18 protein-coding genes and 2 tRNA genes are annotated in these 13,324 nt (G+C 26.2%); 2 read left to right on the forward strand and 18 right to left on the reverse strand.

Translation table 11 applies throughout. The annotated features are described in order from the left end of the window. Positions 1–43 precede the first annotated feature (43 nt). From rpmF to BN2087_RS07505, 16 genes are all read right to left on the reverse strand, one after another. Positions 44–223, reverse strand: coding sequence for a 50S ribosomal protein L32 (rpmF, locus tag BN2087_RS07430; RefSeq protein WP_049691186.1), 180 nt, complete (start codon positions 221–223; stop codon positions 44–46). A gap of 69 nt (positions 224–292) precedes the next feature. Further along, on the reverse strand, positions 293–1,480 hold the full coding sequence (locus BN2087_RS07435) for an acetate/propionate family kinase (protein ID WP_049691187.1): 1,188 nt from the start codon (positions 1,478–1,480) through the stop codon (positions 293–295). 11 nt (positions 1,481–1,491) lie between these two features. Then, entirely contained in the window at positions 1,492–2,394 is a 903-nt protein-coding gene (locus tag BN2087_RS07440) for a hypothetical protein (RefSeq protein WP_049691188.1), read from the reverse strand. Further along, positions 2,391–2,861 carry a prepilin-type N-terminal cleavage/methylation domain-containing protein gene (locus BN2087_RS07445; protein ID WP_049691189.1) on the reverse strand — a complete coding sequence of 157 codons (471 nt, stop codon included), beginning with the start codon at positions 2,859–2,861 and terminating at the stop codon, positions 2,391–2,393. The genes BN2087_RS07440 and BN2087_RS07445 overlap by 4 nt, the downstream gene beginning before the upstream one ends. After that, on the reverse strand, positions 2,858–3,169 hold the full coding sequence (gene comGE / locus BN2087_RS07450) for a competence type IV pilus minor pilin ComGE (RefSeq protein WP_049691190.1): 312 nt from the start codon (positions 3,167–3,169) through the stop codon (positions 2,858–2,860). Before comGE ends, BN2087_RS07445 begins: the two co-directional genes overlap by 4 nt. Then, on the reverse strand, positions 3,162–3,569 hold the full coding sequence (locus BN2087_RS07455) for a prepilin-type N-terminal cleavage/methylation domain-containing protein (RefSeq protein ID WP_049691191.1): 408 nt from the start codon (positions 3,567–3,569) through the stop codon (positions 3,162–3,164). Before BN2087_RS07455 ends, comGE begins: the two co-directional genes overlap by 8 nt. Positions 3,570–3,576: 7 nt before the next feature. After that, entirely contained in the window at positions 3,577–4,272 is a 696-nt protein-coding gene (locus BN2087_RS07460; protein ID WP_049691192.1) for a prepilin peptidase, read from the reverse strand. Continuing rightward, positions 4,269–4,640 (reverse strand): prepilin-type N-terminal cleavage/methylation domain-containing protein, encoded by a 372-nt coding sequence (locus BN2087_RS07465; RefSeq protein WP_049691193.1) that lies wholly within the window; start codon positions 4,638–4,640, stop codon positions 4,269–4,271. Before BN2087_RS07465 ends, BN2087_RS07460 begins: the two co-directional genes overlap by 4 nt. A gap of 10 nt (positions 4,641–4,650) precedes the next feature. Then, on the reverse strand, positions 4,651–5,748 hold the full coding sequence (locus tag BN2087_RS07470; RefSeq protein ID WP_049691194.1) for a type II secretion system F family protein: 1,098 nt from the start codon (positions 5,746–5,748) through the stop codon (positions 4,651–4,653). Further along, a complete protein-coding gene (gene frr, locus BN2087_RS07475) occupies positions 5,749–6,306 on the reverse strand; it encodes a ribosome recycling factor (protein WP_049691195.1) in 558 nt (185 codons plus the stop codon). Next, complete coding sequence (pyrH, locus tag BN2087_RS07480) at positions 6,296–7,018, reverse strand: UMP kinase (protein ID WP_049691196.1); 723 nt, start codon at positions 7,016–7,018, stop codon at positions 6,296–6,298. Before pyrH ends, frr begins: the two co-directional genes overlap by 11 nt. Before the next feature lie 145 nt (positions 7,019–7,163). Further along, positions 7,164–8,285 (reverse strand): ABC transporter permease, encoded by a 1,122-nt coding sequence (locus BN2087_RS07485; RefSeq protein WP_049691197.1) that lies wholly within the window; start codon positions 8,283–8,285, stop codon positions 7,164–7,166. Further along, the gene (locus tag BN2087_RS07490; RefSeq protein ID WP_049691198.1) at positions 8,272–9,357 is read right to left on the reverse strand and encodes an ABC transporter permease; all 1,086 of its coding nucleotides are present in this window, start codon (positions 9,355–9,357) and stop codon (positions 8,272–8,274) included. Before BN2087_RS07490 ends, BN2087_RS07485 begins: the two co-directional genes overlap by 14 nt. Before the next feature lies 1 nt (position 9,358). Next, positions 9,359–10,297, reverse strand: a complete 939-nt coding sequence (locus tag BN2087_RS07495; RefSeq protein WP_049691199.1) for an ABC transporter ATP-binding protein — start codon at positions 10,295–10,297, stop codon at positions 9,359–9,361. Between the two features lie 116 nt (positions 10,298–10,413). After that, a tRNA-Leu gene (locus BN2087_RS07500) sits at positions 10,414–10,499 on the reverse strand. Between the two features lie 3 nt (positions 10,500–10,502). Further along, a tRNA-His gene (locus tag BN2087_RS07505) sits at positions 10,503–10,579 on the reverse strand. A 330-nt stretch (positions 10,580–10,909) separates the two neighbouring features. Between BN2087_RS07505 and BN2087_RS07510 the strand changes: the two genes are divergently transcribed. After that, positions 10,910–11,506 (forward strand): regulatory protein RecX, encoded by a 597-nt coding sequence (locus tag BN2087_RS07510; RefSeq protein WP_049691200.1) that lies wholly within the window; start codon positions 10,910–10,912, stop codon positions 11,504–11,506. After that, positions 11,503–11,781 (forward strand): GIY-YIG nuclease family protein, encoded by a 279-nt coding sequence (locus tag BN2087_RS07515; RefSeq protein ID WP_049691201.1) that lies wholly within the window; start codon positions 11,503–11,505, stop codon positions 11,779–11,781. The genes BN2087_RS07510 and BN2087_RS07515 overlap by 4 nt, the downstream gene beginning before the upstream one ends. Here the strand turns inward: BN2087_RS07515 and BN2087_RS07520 are convergent. Together BN2087_RS07520 and BN2087_RS07525 are read right to left on the reverse strand one after the other, a co-directional pair. Continuing rightward, positions 11,774–12,700, reverse strand: a complete 927-nt coding sequence (locus BN2087_RS07520; RefSeq protein ID WP_049691202.1) for a ribonuclease E/G — start codon at positions 12,698–12,700, stop codon at positions 11,774–11,776. The two genes, BN2087_RS07515 and BN2087_RS07520, sit on opposite strands and share 8 nt — an antisense overlap. Further along, on the reverse strand, positions 12,697–13,323 hold the full coding sequence (locus tag BN2087_RS07525; protein ID WP_049691203.1) for a P-loop NTPase family protein: 627 nt from the start codon (positions 13,321–13,323) through the stop codon (positions 12,697–12,699). The genes BN2087_RS07520 and BN2087_RS07525 overlap by 4 nt, the downstream gene beginning before the upstream one ends. Between the last annotated feature and the right edge of the window lies 1 nt (position 13,324).

The following is a 13,324-nucleotide window of genomic DNA, read 5'->3' on the forward strand; positions in this document are numbered from 1 at the left end:
CCCCTTATTTTGGATATTAAAAAAAGATAGTGTTACCACTATCTTAATTTAACTCAAGAACTTCTTTGCCTTTATGATAACCACAGCTTGGACAAACTCTATGTGGTAACATTGGTTCATGACAATTTGGACACTCTACATAATTTGATTTATTTAATCTGTAAGCTGAAGCTCTTCTTTTATTTTTTCTTGTTTTTGATGTTCTTCTCTTAGGTACTGCCATTCTAACACCTCCTAGTTATGAGTTTTAGCAATCTTAAACATTATATAAGTAAATAATAAACTTGTCAAGCTATACTAGTTTTTTAGTGTCTCTTGCAATCATCAACTCCTCATTAGTTGCAATTACAAAAACTTTTACTTTTGAATCATCTGTTGAGATTAAATGACAACCGCCACGAACATTATTTTTTTCAGGATCAATTTTTATTCCAAATTGTTCGAAGCCTTTCATTATATCAGCTCTCATTGTTGCAGAATTTTCTCCGATTCCACCAGTAAATACAATTGCATCAGTTCTTCCGATTTCTGCCATATATCCAGCAACATATCTTTTTGCTCTATTGGCAAACATTTTTAAAGCAATATCTGCTCTTTCATTTCCATCGTTTGCAGCATTTTCAAGATCTCTAAAGTCTGATGATACTCCAGAAACTCCAAGAACTCCTGATTCTTTGTTTAATACATTATCCATTTTTTTTGTATCATAACCATATTCATTCATCAAAAATGTTACAACTGTTGGATCTAAATCTCCACTTCTTGTTCCCATTACAAGTCCTTCAAGTGGTGTAAGTCCCATTGTTGTATCGAATGATTTTCCTTCTTTGATTGCACAAATTGAAGATCCATTTCCTAAATGGCATGAAATCATATTTAATTCATTTTGATTTTTTTCTAAAACTTTTGCAGTTTTTTGTGTTATGAAATCATGACTTGTTCCATGAAATCCATATTTTCTTATAGCTTGTTCTTCGTAGTATTTATAATCTATTCCATAAAGATAAGTTTCTTTTGGCATTGATTGATGGAAAGCTGTATCAAAAACTGCTACGTTTTTTACATTTGGTAGAAGTTTTTCACATGCTTCAAGTCCCATCATATTTGCTGGGTTGTGTAATGGTGCGAATTTTGAATATTCCTTAACTGCTTTTTTAACTTCTTCATCTATTACAACTGATTTTGTTATTTTTTCTCCACCGTGTACAAATCTGTGGCCAACTGCATCAATTTCAGATAGATCTGAAATAACTCCATTTTCTTTGTCAGTTATTGCATCAAATACATGCTTAACTGCTTCAGTGTGGTCTTTCATATCTTCTTCAATTATATATTCGTCGTCGCCTTTTTCTTGTTTAAGTCTTGATCCATCAATTCCTATTCTTTCTACAAGACCCTTTACTAAAACTTCTTCATTGTCCATATCAAATAGCTGATATTTTAAAGATGAAGATCCACAGTTGATAACTAATATTTTCATTTATTCCTCCATTAAAATACTTTTTTTGATTTAATTTCAATATATTTTGGATTTTCTATATCATTAATATAATCAAATGATCTTTCTTTTTTGTAAAAATAATTCACCTTATCATGGTAATCATTTTTTGATATTATTTGCCCATTAATTATAAGTTTGCAATTATTTTTTGAAATAATATCGCCCTTTATAATAAGTAGACCATCCAAAACCAAATCTTTTTCTAAAATCAAATCTTTTCCAATTACTACTATACCACTAATTTTTCTTGCTGTCTTAGTTTTATTTGGAAAATTTTTATCAGATTTTGAAAAATTACTGGGATTTTCTTTTTTTGAAATATCATTAGAATTATTTTTATCTTTAGATTTTTTTATAGTTAAATTTTTATAAGTTTTTATAAAAATATTGTCATAATCTTTATCTATTTCAAAATTTTCATATTCTTCTAAATTTTTTTCTTTAAATTTTAAATTTTTAAAAAATTCTTCAAAATCTTTTCTTAAAATTATTTTCGATTCTTTTTTTAAAGAGTATTTTTCTTTTAAATTAAATGATACATCAAGATTTGCCTTTGAATCTCCAATTATTTTTGTTTTATTCATTGAAAAAGAATTTTCCCTTATTTTTATGATTTTTACAGATTCTTTCTTATCAAAAAAATCAAAATAATAATCACGTGGCAAATTGTCATCTATTTTGTTAATTTCTTCTGACTTTAAAATCAAATTATTCTCATCATCAAAAACTACATTATAAATAGATTCTAGATAATATATAGCTTTTTTTCTATCATATAAGTTTTTATTTGAATCATTATTGTTTTTTCCTTGCTCATAAATAAAAGTGAGGCTTATTGATAAAAGAGTTAGTATTATTAAAACATAAATTGATAAAAATCCTCTTTTTTTCATTCAAGCCTCCTGATATAGGTTTTATATTTTGAATTTCCTTCATTTTCGTAGAAATTAATTTCAATAGAAAATGAATCTTCTCCTTTGTTATAAGAAATTTTTGAACTTTTGCAATATCCAATTGGAATTTTTGTCTCTTTTTCACTTGCAGAATTTATATTATTAATGTAGGCATATAAATTCTTCCCATTTTGCTTAAACCTATAAGTAGATTTGTTTTTTCCATCTTTTATTAGAATTTTAAAATCATTGTCATCTTTGTAATCAATGATTTCATCTGCCCTTCTGATTACATTTTCTATATATAAAATACAATTTGTTGAATTTTTATAATCAATCTCTTCATCATAAGTTTTTTTGCTAATTAAAAAATTTGTACTCACTATATTATTTATTAAAAGAACTAGAAGAGAAGATATAGCAAGGGCACAAAGTAATTCTATTAAAGTGAATCCTCTCTTTTTCATTTTTTAACCACCACATCTAAAACATAATTACTAGATTTAACTTCTATATATTTTAAATTTTCATTATAAGATGTAACTTTTGTATGTATGTCAAATCCATCTTCAATATCTTCATAATCGCCAATTTCTCTTTTTTTAGATTTTTCTAAAACTTCCTGCATATCAAAAAGAATTTTTGAATTGTTTTTTATTTTTAGAGAATTTTTATAAACTGAAAAAAGTGATGGAAGAAGGAAAATAGCAATTAAGCTTATCAAAAAAAGACCGATTATGGTTTCAATTAGGGTAAATCCTTTGTTTTTATTCATTTCTAATCCTTCCAGCTATCGGCGATACAATTATTGAATATTCATTATTTTTAGAAGTAAAATAAATTTTACCTGATCCCTTTACACTTCCTGTAGGCCTAAACACTAAAATATTATCGATATTTGCTCTAATATGTTTAAAGAAAATTTCTTTAGCAAATTTATTATCGTCTTCTCTGCTTATCTTATAAGAATATTTTGAAATTTCTATCTCATAGGAAAAACCTGTGACCAAAGATTTTTCTCTACAATAATTTATATCAGCTTGTAAATTTTCAATTTCTTTTCTTTCTTGAAGTTTTGGAATTACACCTGATTTTATTAGAATTATGCTAGAAATCAAAGAAATTATAGCAAGACATATTATTAATTCAATTAAGGTAAAGGCTCTTTTTTTCATAATCACCTCATAATAAAGCTATGATATAGGCTAGGAAAATATATATGCAAAATGGAATTTTGATTTTACTTGACCTTTTTTTAATGGCAATAATTATAGCAAAAATCCCACCAAGCCATATTGATCCTAAAATCAAATATATGATTTTTTCATTTTTCAAAAATAAAAATAAGGCTAAATAGAAAAAATAATCTCCATCTCCTATATTTTTTCTTGATATATAATAAATAAAAATATAGATTAAAGTAAAAATCCCTATTATTTTTATAAATTCTATTTCAATTTTTAGATAAATAATTCTATATATAAGCCCTAAAAATCCAAGTATATAGATATAAATCATATAAATATCCATACTTTTAAGATCTATCATGGCTATAACAAATGAAATTAATAAGGATAAAAATATAAATATTCCTTCGATAAAATTCCTATCATTCATTGCAAATATAAATAAAAGACCCCCTATTATTTCGTAAAAAATATATGAAAGAGGAATCTTTTCATTACAAAACCTGCACCTTCCTTTTAAATTTATAAAAGAAATAATTGGTATCAGGTCTCTTTTTAAAATTTTTTTCTGACAATTTGTACAGTGACTTGGAGGAAATGCAATATTTTCTCCCCTTAAACTTCTTTCACACAACAAATGAGCAAAAGATCCAAAAATCGTTCCTAAGAAAAAATAAAAAATAAAAATCATTTGTATTCCATTGTATCCGGTTCTACTGTAATTGTAGAATTTTGAGGGTTAATTATTACTTTGTAAGATTTTCCTTTTAATTCATCTACACCTTTTGGAATTTCAGGCCATTTTTCTACATAATTAAGTGAGCCTTCATTTTCTTTGCCCTCCCATGTAACTGTAGAATCATTTGAATTTAATTCATTTAATTTTACGCTTGCAGCAGTTTTTAGCATGGAGACATTAGCATTATGGGCAGTAATTGCTGCTTGTTTTTTTGTTTGTTTATATTTTGGTATTGCAATAGCTGCAAGCATAGCAATAATCGCAATTACAATAATTAATTCTATTAAGGTAAATCCACTTTTTTTATTTCTTTTTATCATCAACCCCTCCTTAAAAATTAATTGTATTAACTGTATCAAACATTGGTATAGCTACAGAAAAAACTACAAAACCTACAAGAAAAGCCATAAAAATAATCAAAAATGGCTCAAAAAGACTTGAAATTCTTTTTAGCCTATAAATATATTCATTCGCATAATAAGATGAGGCTTTTTCCAAGGCTTTTGCCATATCTCCACTATCTTCGCCAACTTTTATCATGGCAATAAAAAGTTTTGTAAAAACATTTTCCTTTTCCATTGAACATGATAAATTATTTCCGAGTTTTAAACTATTTTCAACATTCGATAAAATTTCTTTTAAATATAAATTTTTGAATGATTTTTTTATAATATTCATACTTTCAACAATATCAACATCGCCAATTCTTAGTATATATAAAAGCGAGCTTATTTGATATTCTATATTTAATAGCCTGAATTTTCTAAAAATATAGCTTTCAAAGAAAAATTTATCAATTTTATACTTGTACTCATCTTTTTGTCTTAATATGTAAAAAATAATTATTGCAAATAAAAATCCAAGCAAAATATTTATTCCATTTTTATTGAAAAAATTACCTAAAGTTAGAAGAATCTTTGTTGATAGTGGCAAGTTCTTAGAACTGTCATCAAAAACTTCTATAAAAGTTGGCATGACTTTGGTTAAAATTGTTATTACAACTCCAATTGTAACAAATAATAAAATTATTGGATAAATCAAGGCTTCTGTGATTTTATTTTTGTTTTTACTTTCTTCGGTCATATAAATTGACAACTCATCAAGTATTTTCGAAAGATTTCCACTTACATCTCCACTTTTGATGAAAGATGTTATGATTGGCCCAAAAGATTTCTCTTCTTTATAAAATGCCTCATAGGCCTCGTCTCCATTTTTTAAGCTTAAAGATACATTGACCAAAGCCTTGTTAAGTTTTTTATCAAGTCTTTGGTCAATTATAATTTTTAAACTGTCGTATAAGGATACAGATGAGTCGGTAAGTAAGCTTAGTTGCTTTAAAAACAAGGATAAAATATTTGAATTTATCCTAACTTTTCCTATATCCTTATTTAAAATAGCTTTTAGCTTATCAAATTTTATTTTATTCAATTAAACTTCAAGTAATTCTTTGTTTTTATTTTCAGCAGTTTTTTCAATTTTATCTATATATTTTTTTGTGATTTTTTGTACATCTTCTTCAATTGAAAATAAATCATCCTCAGTTAAATCTGCTGTTTTTTCAGCTTTTTTTGCCTTGTCAAGAATTTCTCTTCTTATATTTCTAATTTGAATTTTGCTCTCTTCACCATATTCAGAAACTTGTTTTGTTAATTGTTTTCTTCTTTCTTCTGTCAAAGCTGGGAATGGAAGTCTTATAACTTCACCATCGTTTTGTGGATTAATTCCAATATCTGATTTATTAATAGCTTTTTCAATCTCTTTTATATTTGATTTATCCCAAGGTTTTATAACCAAAAGTCTTGGTTCTGGTGTAGATATGGTTGCAGCTTGATTAATTGGTGTTTGACTTCCATAATATGAAAATGTAAGTCCATCTAATACAGAATCATTTGCTCTTCCTGCTCTTATCTTAGAAATTCTAATTTCAAATGATTCACAAGCTTTTTTCATCAAAGCTTCTGTATCTTTAATAATATTATCGTACATCAAAATTCTCCTTTACAATTGTTCCTATTTCTTTTCCTTCAACTATTTTAACTAAATTTTCAGGATTATCGATTCCAAAAGCAAGTATTGGCATATCGTTATCCATACATAAACTTGTCGCAGTAGAATCCATAATCTTTAATCTTTTTTGTAAAATTTCACTATAGGTTAATTTTTCATATTTTACGGCATCATCAAATTGATTTGGATCTTTGTCATAAATTCCATCAGTTCCTTTTTTTCCTAATAAAATCATGTCCGCATCAATTTCTAAGGCCCTAAGAGATGCTGTTGTGTCAGTTGAGAAATATGGAAGGCCTGTTCCTGCTGCAAAAATTACAATTCTTCCTTTTTCAAGATGTCTTACAGCTCTTCTTCTAATGTAAGGCTCAGCAACTTCTTGCATATTAATTGCAGTCATAAGTCTTGTTTCAAGTCCCATTTTTTCTAGAGTATCTTGAACTCTAAGACCATTCATAACAGTTCCAAGCATACCAATTGTATCACTTGTTGCACGCTCAATGTGTTGGCCACTTCTTCCCCTCCAGAAATTTCCACCGCCAACAACTATGGCAATTTCAAGTCCCTTATCTCTTGCTTTTTTTATATTTTCGCAAATAAGATCAATGGTATCATCATCAAAACCAAATCCCTTATCTTTTGCAAGTGCTTCTCCACTTAATTTTAAAACTACTCTTTTTATATCTCGCAAAACTTTTCCTCCTATTAGTAAAATTATATACTATTTTTAAATATTGATAAAGTTCCAGCTAATTAAAATTCGTTAAATAGTTTACTATAAATATAGATACCCAAATCTAGACAATTGAATCCAAATTAAAATTTCTATTTTTTTATTAATTATTACTTGATTTATTAAAAAATAAAAATTTATCTAATATCAAATTTATAATAGAAAAGCCTATGGCAAAGCCTACAAGGATAAAGATATTTTTTAAAAATATTTCTTTTGTAAAATTATTTGCTATCATATTATTATTTGCAACATAATAAAAACTTGGAAATATTTTTCCTAATAAAAGAGCATTCTTACTTAAGATTTCTTGTGGAACAAAAACTCCTGTTAAAAATGATGAGCCAAGAGAAAAAATATTCATCACAGCCATCATGATATTACTGTTATTTATTAATTTAGAAATAAAAAGAGCAAGGCAAACTGTTGATAGGGCAAAAATCAAAGAATTTATCATCAAATACATGATTCTGCTTGTTAAGTCTATTTTTCTATTTAAAATAAAAAAAGCTAGCATATAAAGAATCCACGAAAAAATTGCAAATGAAATATTTGCCAAAAGTATTTGAAAATTCATTTTCGTCTTTGTCATTGGAGATATTAAATTTCTTTGTTTAATGTTTTTATTTTTATATGTTAGGCTTACTAGTGATACAACCAAAATTATTTGACTTAGAAATACGTAGGATAAAAAGTTAAAGAAAAATAAAGTACTTTCTGATAATACTGGACCTTTATCTTTTCTTAAGGAAATTTTTACTTTCTTTTGAAAATCTTTTTTCGTATTTTTAATTGCATCTTTTGTAGTAAAACCCGCTTTTTCATAGGTTGAAATTTGGTCTAGATATAAATTTGTGGATTCTTTTACATATTGATAATATTTAGAATTTTGACTCTTTTTTATCTCAACTTTTCTTTCCTTGTCAAAATTTTTCGGAATTTTTATATAGGCTGTTACTATTTCATAAAATAAATTATCATCGATATTTTTTCCTTTAAGATCTACTATCTTATTTTCATTTTCCATATAAGTCATGAAAGATTTTGATAAATCACTCTTTGATAAATCTTCTATATAAATTTTTGCCTTTTCTTTTTTATAAACATTGGTATTACTTGTAGTAGAATTTGAAAAAATAAGTAAGGACATGAAAATTATTGTATATAAGGCTATAGCCTTAGTATGGCCTCTTATTATTTTGAAATAATTTTTAAATACTGTCATATTGCCTACCCCTTGTTAACAAATAAGAAATTAATCCAAATAGCAAAGTTAAAAATAATAAATATTTAATATTTTCCCAATACCTATCCAAATTATCATAATAGTAAAGGCTATAAATCCCGTCATTAATTAAAGATGCTGGATTAAGTTTATTAATTATAGGATAATTTTCTTGAACAATTATCTTCATATCTGAATTCATCATTCCAGCAAAATATGAAAATACCATACTTATAGCTATTCCTATCCCATTTTTTACTTCTATGCTTGCCTTGTTTGATAAGGCAATTAAAGATCCAAATAAAATTCCAAATAAGCTAGCAAGTCCAATAAGAAAAATTAATGGAACAAGCTTATTGGAAAAATCTATTTTATAAATTTTATTAAAAAAGAGCATGGTGAATAAAACTATAGAAAAATTTATTATAAAGCCTGCTAAAATTGAAGCTGTAAGGCTTACAGATTTTTTTATAGGAGCTATGGCATTTCTTTTTGCAAGACTAGTTAGGTTTGCTTCATACCTATAAATAATTAAAAGCCCAAAACTAAAACCATACAAGGCCTGCATACCTATAAGAGCGTAGAAAAAAGTATTAATAATATTAATGTTTTTCTTTGACTTATCTTTTATATGATTTGAACTTTCAGTTAAAACTTTTGGATTAAAAGTAGGATTTTTTCTAAAAATTTTTTCTACCATCATCTCTTTTCTTAGATAAGCATTCATTATGCTTTCTACAATCGATTCATATAAACCAGATTTTTTAAATTCTACTTTGTCATAATCTTTTATGTAGGCAGTAATTTTATCATCTTCCATCTTTTTTTCATCATATATTTTAAAGATTTTTTCTTTTTCAAGTGTTTTTAAAAAATCATCAAAATATTTATCACTCCTCAAATCCTCTTTCACACTAACATTAATAGGCTCAAATTTCATTGAATTTTTTATATTTCCAAGAGCAATATTAAAGAAAAATCCCAAGATAAGAGGAAAGATTAAAGACCAAAAAATAAGAGTCCTATCTCTAATTAAAACTTTAAAAGTATTTTTAAAACTGTGTAAAAACATACTAATCCCTCAATTCTTTTCCTGTTAGTTCGAGAAATACATCATTTAAACTAGGCCTACTAGAGCTTAGGTGGTCGTATTTTGTTTCAGATGAATTTAAGATATCGACAAGATCTAGGATATTTGAATCTTTTGAAAAACTTAATTTGCAATTTCTTCCCTTTATAGAAAAATCAATCAAAGAGTCCATAGATTTTATTTTTTCTATTAAATCATTTGACAATTCATCAGATTCAAAAGAAATTTTTTCCTTTAAATTAATGGTATCTTTTAAACTTTCGGCATCGCCTTTAGCAATTATTTTTCCCTTATCAAGAATAACAATATAATCACAAAGACTTTCAACCTCATCCATATAATGAGAGGTGTAGATGATGCTTGCTCCTTCTTTATTTAATTTTTTTATTCCTTCCAAAATATTATTTCTAGATTGGGGATCGACTGCAACAGTAGGCTCATCAAAAATAATCAGATCAGGCTTATGAGAAATTCCACAAGCTATATTCAGCCTTCTTAATAATCCACCAGATAGTTGTTTAGGCTTAAATTTAACAAAATCACCAAGACCAACAAGATCTATTGTTTTTTCTACGAGACTTTTTCTTCTATTTTTATCTTTTATGTATAAAGCGCAAAAATAATCTATATTTTCATAAACACTTAGCTCATCATAAACACCAACATCTTGAAAAACCACACCAATTTTTTCTTTAATATCAAAAGAATCAGGAGTCATTTCCTTGCCAAAAATTTTAATAGAGCCCCCATTATTATTAAGCAAAGAAAGAATACAAGAAATTGTTGTGGATTTTCCAGATCCATTTGGACCCAAAAGCCCCAAAATTTCACCCTTATACAAATCCAAATTCAAATTATCAACAGCAAGAAAATTTTTATATTTTTTAACCAAAGACCTAACTTCAATAACTTTATCAACCATAATCTTCTCCTTTTACTAATTCTAGCATAGCTTAAGTAAGAAAAGTATTATAGAAAAGTAAAGAATTTGTAAAATTGAGCACAAAAAAAGACGTTGTTTCCAACGTCTAAATTATTTGGTGCGGGATAAAGGAGTTGAACCTTCACGAGAAAATCTCACTAGATCCTAAGTCTAGCGCGTCTGCCAATTCCGCCAATCCCGCAAATGGGGTGAGTAGAGAGATTCGAACTCTCGATCTCCTGGGCCACAACCAGGTGTCTTAACCAACTGGACCATACCCACCGAATAAATAACTTACTATATAAGTATACATCCAATCGAATCACTTGTCAAATAAACTTTAAATTATTCAAAATAATTTTTACATTTATCATGGCCTACTACTTTCGACTTAAATATATTACCACGAATATTATTTTTTTGCAAATATTTTTTTAAATTCGCTTAGTTTTACAAAAATTTCTTCTTATAGTAAAATACAGGTAAGAAAGATAGATTTAGAGGTGATTTAATGAAAAAGAAATCAAAAAGCAAAATAATTTTAAAAGTTTTTGCTGTTGTTGTTGCTCTTTCAATGATTATTCCTATAATCATGAATGCTGTTGAATCCTTATGATTGTAGAAAAAATAGAATATTCGGACAAATATAATTTAGTAAAGTTAACTATATCAAGAGAGATTTTTTATCTTTCTTATGATTTTTTTGTTGATTTGAACTTAGCTTGTGATGATGATTTGGATTTTGAAACTTACAAAAAAATTTTAAAGGAAAATGACTTTAATAGGTGCAAAAACGAAGCCTTAAAGCAAATTTCTTATAGGTCTCGTACTTCTTTTGATTTAAAAAATAAATTAAAAGAGAAAAAATATAGCGAGGATGCTATTAATAAGGTAATCCAATTTTTAGAAGATTATGATTTAATTGATGATAAGCTTTATGTAAAATCTTTTGTAAACGATAAATCAAAAATTAATAATTGGTCCAAGGGTAAAATTAGATACAAATTAAAAGCAAAACACATTGATGACAGTTTAATTGAAACTTATTTAAATGAAATTTCAGACAATGAAGAATATGAAAAAGCCTATGAGGCAGGTCTTCATAAAAAAGAAAGTGTTGATGATAAAAACAAGGTCTATAGATTTTTGGCTTCCAGAGGATTTTCTTACGATATTATAAGAGATGTTTTGAGTGATTTGTTCAAATGAAAAAAGCCTTCGTTTATATATTAAGATGCTCTGACGGCACTCTATACACAGGCTGGACAAATGATTTGAATAATAGAATAGAAAAACACAATAAGGGCCTTGGTGCAAAATACACAAGAGCAAGAAGACCTTGCAAGATGGTTTTTTTTACTGAAGTTTCAGATAAAAAAAGAGCAATGCAAATTGAATATAGGATAAAAAGATTAAAGAAAAAGTACAAGGAAAATATAGTAAGTAATTTTGATAGAAAAAAATTAGAGCTTATCACTAAATAAGCTCTTTTTCTTTTAGTTTTTTTCTAAGCCTTTCGCCCCTTCTTTTTATTGAAAGTTCAAATAGACCCATTTTGGTAAATCCGTAAATTGTATAAGTTTTAAAAAATTTTTTTAAACTTGCCTCAATTTTTTCTACTAATTTTTCATTTTTTGTCGATTTTAAAAAATCAATTATTACCATTCCGCCAATATTTCTTAAATTTAAATTGTAGAATATAAAGTCAATCAAATCTTCATTTACCTTATAATAAAAATCATTCTTATCCATAGTTGATTTTCTCTTTGATGAATTCACATCTACAAGGCACAAAGTTTCTAAATCATTTATGATGATCGATAAATCATCCCTATAAATTTTATTTTCACTTATGGATTTAAAAGCATCAGAAATTATTTTATTATTTCTAATGTCAATCTCCTTAACTTCTAAATTTTTATTTTCTTCAATATATAAGTCCAGTTCATTATAAGTTTTTAGCAATTTTGGAGATGGGATAAAATTTTCTTCATTAATTAATGAATTTTTCAAATCAATTAATTTATCATAATTTTGCCTATTCTTAAATCTTCCTTTTTTTAATTTTGGAAACCCCTTGTTTTTAAACCTATAAAGACAATAATCTTCATTTTCTATTCTAAAATTTGCACTTGCTCTTGCCAATTTATCATCAAATTCTTCTTTAATAATTTGACAAATTAGGCTATCTCCAATTTTAAATTTTTTATTAGATTTTAAAAAAGCCTTCTTATCATCATCGTACAATAAAAAATACGCATTTATTGAATCAATTTTTCCAACAACTTTTGCCCTATAAATATTGAACAAGTAAGGTGAATAAAATTTTAATTCAAAAAGCTTATCGTCGATAATTTTTCCAAAGGCTTTTTCTTTTTTGTCTACAAATATAAATGATCTCATTGGGCTAATTTCTTCTTTAATTTTTCAAAAAATCCAATTTTTTGAATTTCTTCACTTTTATCATCTAAAATATTTGAAATAATCTTATCAGAGGAAGAATCTTTTTCTTTTAAACCTACAAATTTAGAAGATTTTCCCAAAATTTCATCTCTATAATCCCTTATATCAAAATATTTGTCATAAGAATTAATAAAGAAAAAATCAGCTTTTATTTCTTCTTTTATTTGATTTTCATTAATAATTTGAATTTCTTTTTTATTATCAATTAAAGATTCATCAAGGCCATCAATAATTAAATAGTCGTAAGTATTTAATTTTTCTAATAATTTAGAAATATGATCTTTTTTTATATCAAATTTTGAATTAAGAAGAGGTGGGATTGCAAAATCTATATTTTGGCAAGCTCTTACTATAATTTTATCAAGATAAATAAGGCCAGGGAAATAATCACATATGTCATATGTGATCATTCCTCCCATATCAAATAAATCTTCTATATTTTTATTTTCTTTTCTAGTAAAAGAAAGTAGCAAAACGGATTTATTTTCTGACAATTTTTTTGAAAATTCTTTTATAAAATCTAAATCACTCTCAATATTTGAATTTATTAAAAATACTTCCATT

It is taken from the genome of Anaerococcus jeddahensis, from assembly GCF_001182725.1.
GTDB classification, from domain to species: domain Bacteria; phylum Bacillota; class Clostridia; order Tissierellales; family Peptoniphilaceae; genus Anaerococcus; species Anaerococcus jeddahensis.

Bases quoted from the DNA above. Each gene is read 5' to 3' on its own strand.
- BN2087_RS07440 (WP_049691188.1), bottom strand. From the start codon at position 2,394: ATGAAAAAAAGAGGATTTTTATCAATTTATGTTTTAATAATACTAACT.
- BN2087_RS07520 (WP_049691202.1), bottom strand. From the start codon at position 12,700: ATGAGATCATTTATATTTGTAGACAAAAAAGAAAAAGCCTTTGGAAAA.
- BN2087_RS07515 (WP_049691201.1), top strand. From the start codon at position 11,503: ATGAAAAAAGCCTTCGTTTATATATTAAGATGCTCTGACGGCACTCTA.
- BN2087_RS07510 (WP_049691200.1), top strand. From the start codon at position 10,910: ATGATTGTAGAAAAAATAGAATATTCGGACAAATATAATTTAGTAAAG.
- BN2087_RS07455 (WP_049691191.1), bottom strand. From the start codon at position 3,569: ATGAAAAAAAGAGCCTTTACCTTAATTGAATTAATAATATGTCTTGCT.
- BN2087_RS07465 (WP_049691193.1), bottom strand. From the start codon at position 4,640: ATGATAAAAAGAAATAAAAAAAGTGGATTTACCTTAATAGAATTAATT.
- BN2087_RS07495 (WP_049691199.1), bottom strand. From the start codon at position 10,297: ATGGTTGATAAAGTTATTGAAGTTAGGTCTTTGGTTAAAAAATATAAA.
- BN2087_RS07435 (WP_049691187.1), bottom strand. From the start codon at position 1,480: ATGAAAATATTAGTTATCAACTGTGGATCTTCATCTTTAAAATATCAG.
- BN2087_RS07445 (WP_049691189.1), bottom strand. From the start codon at position 2,861: ATGAAAAAGAGAGGATTCACTTTAATAGAATTACTTTGTGCCCTTGCT.
- rpmF (WP_049691186.1), bottom strand. From the start codon at position 223: ATGGCAGTACCTAAGAGAAGAACATCAAAAACAAGAAAAAATAAAAGA.
- BN2087_RS07460 (WP_049691192.1), bottom strand. From the start codon at position 4,272: ATGATTTTTATTTTTTATTTTTTCTTAGGAACGATTTTTGGATCTTTT.
- BN2087_RS07525 (WP_049691203.1), bottom strand. From the start codon at position 13,323: ATGGAAGTATTTTTAATAAATTCAAATATTGAGAGTGATTTAGATTTT.
- BN2087_RS07485 (WP_049691197.1), bottom strand. From the start codon at position 8,285: ATGACAGTATTTAAAAATTATTTCAAAATAATAAGAGGCCATACTAAG.
- comGE (WP_049691190.1), bottom strand. From the start codon at position 3,169: ATGAATAAAAACAAAGGATTTACCCTAATTGAAACCATAATCGGTCTT.
- frr (WP_049691195.1), bottom strand. From the start codon at position 6,306: ATGTACGATAATATTATTAAAGATACAGAAGCTTTGATGAAAAAAGCT.
- BN2087_RS07490 (WP_049691198.1), bottom strand. From the start codon at position 9,357: ATGTTTTTACACAGTTTTAAAAATACTTTTAAAGTTTTAATTAGAGAT.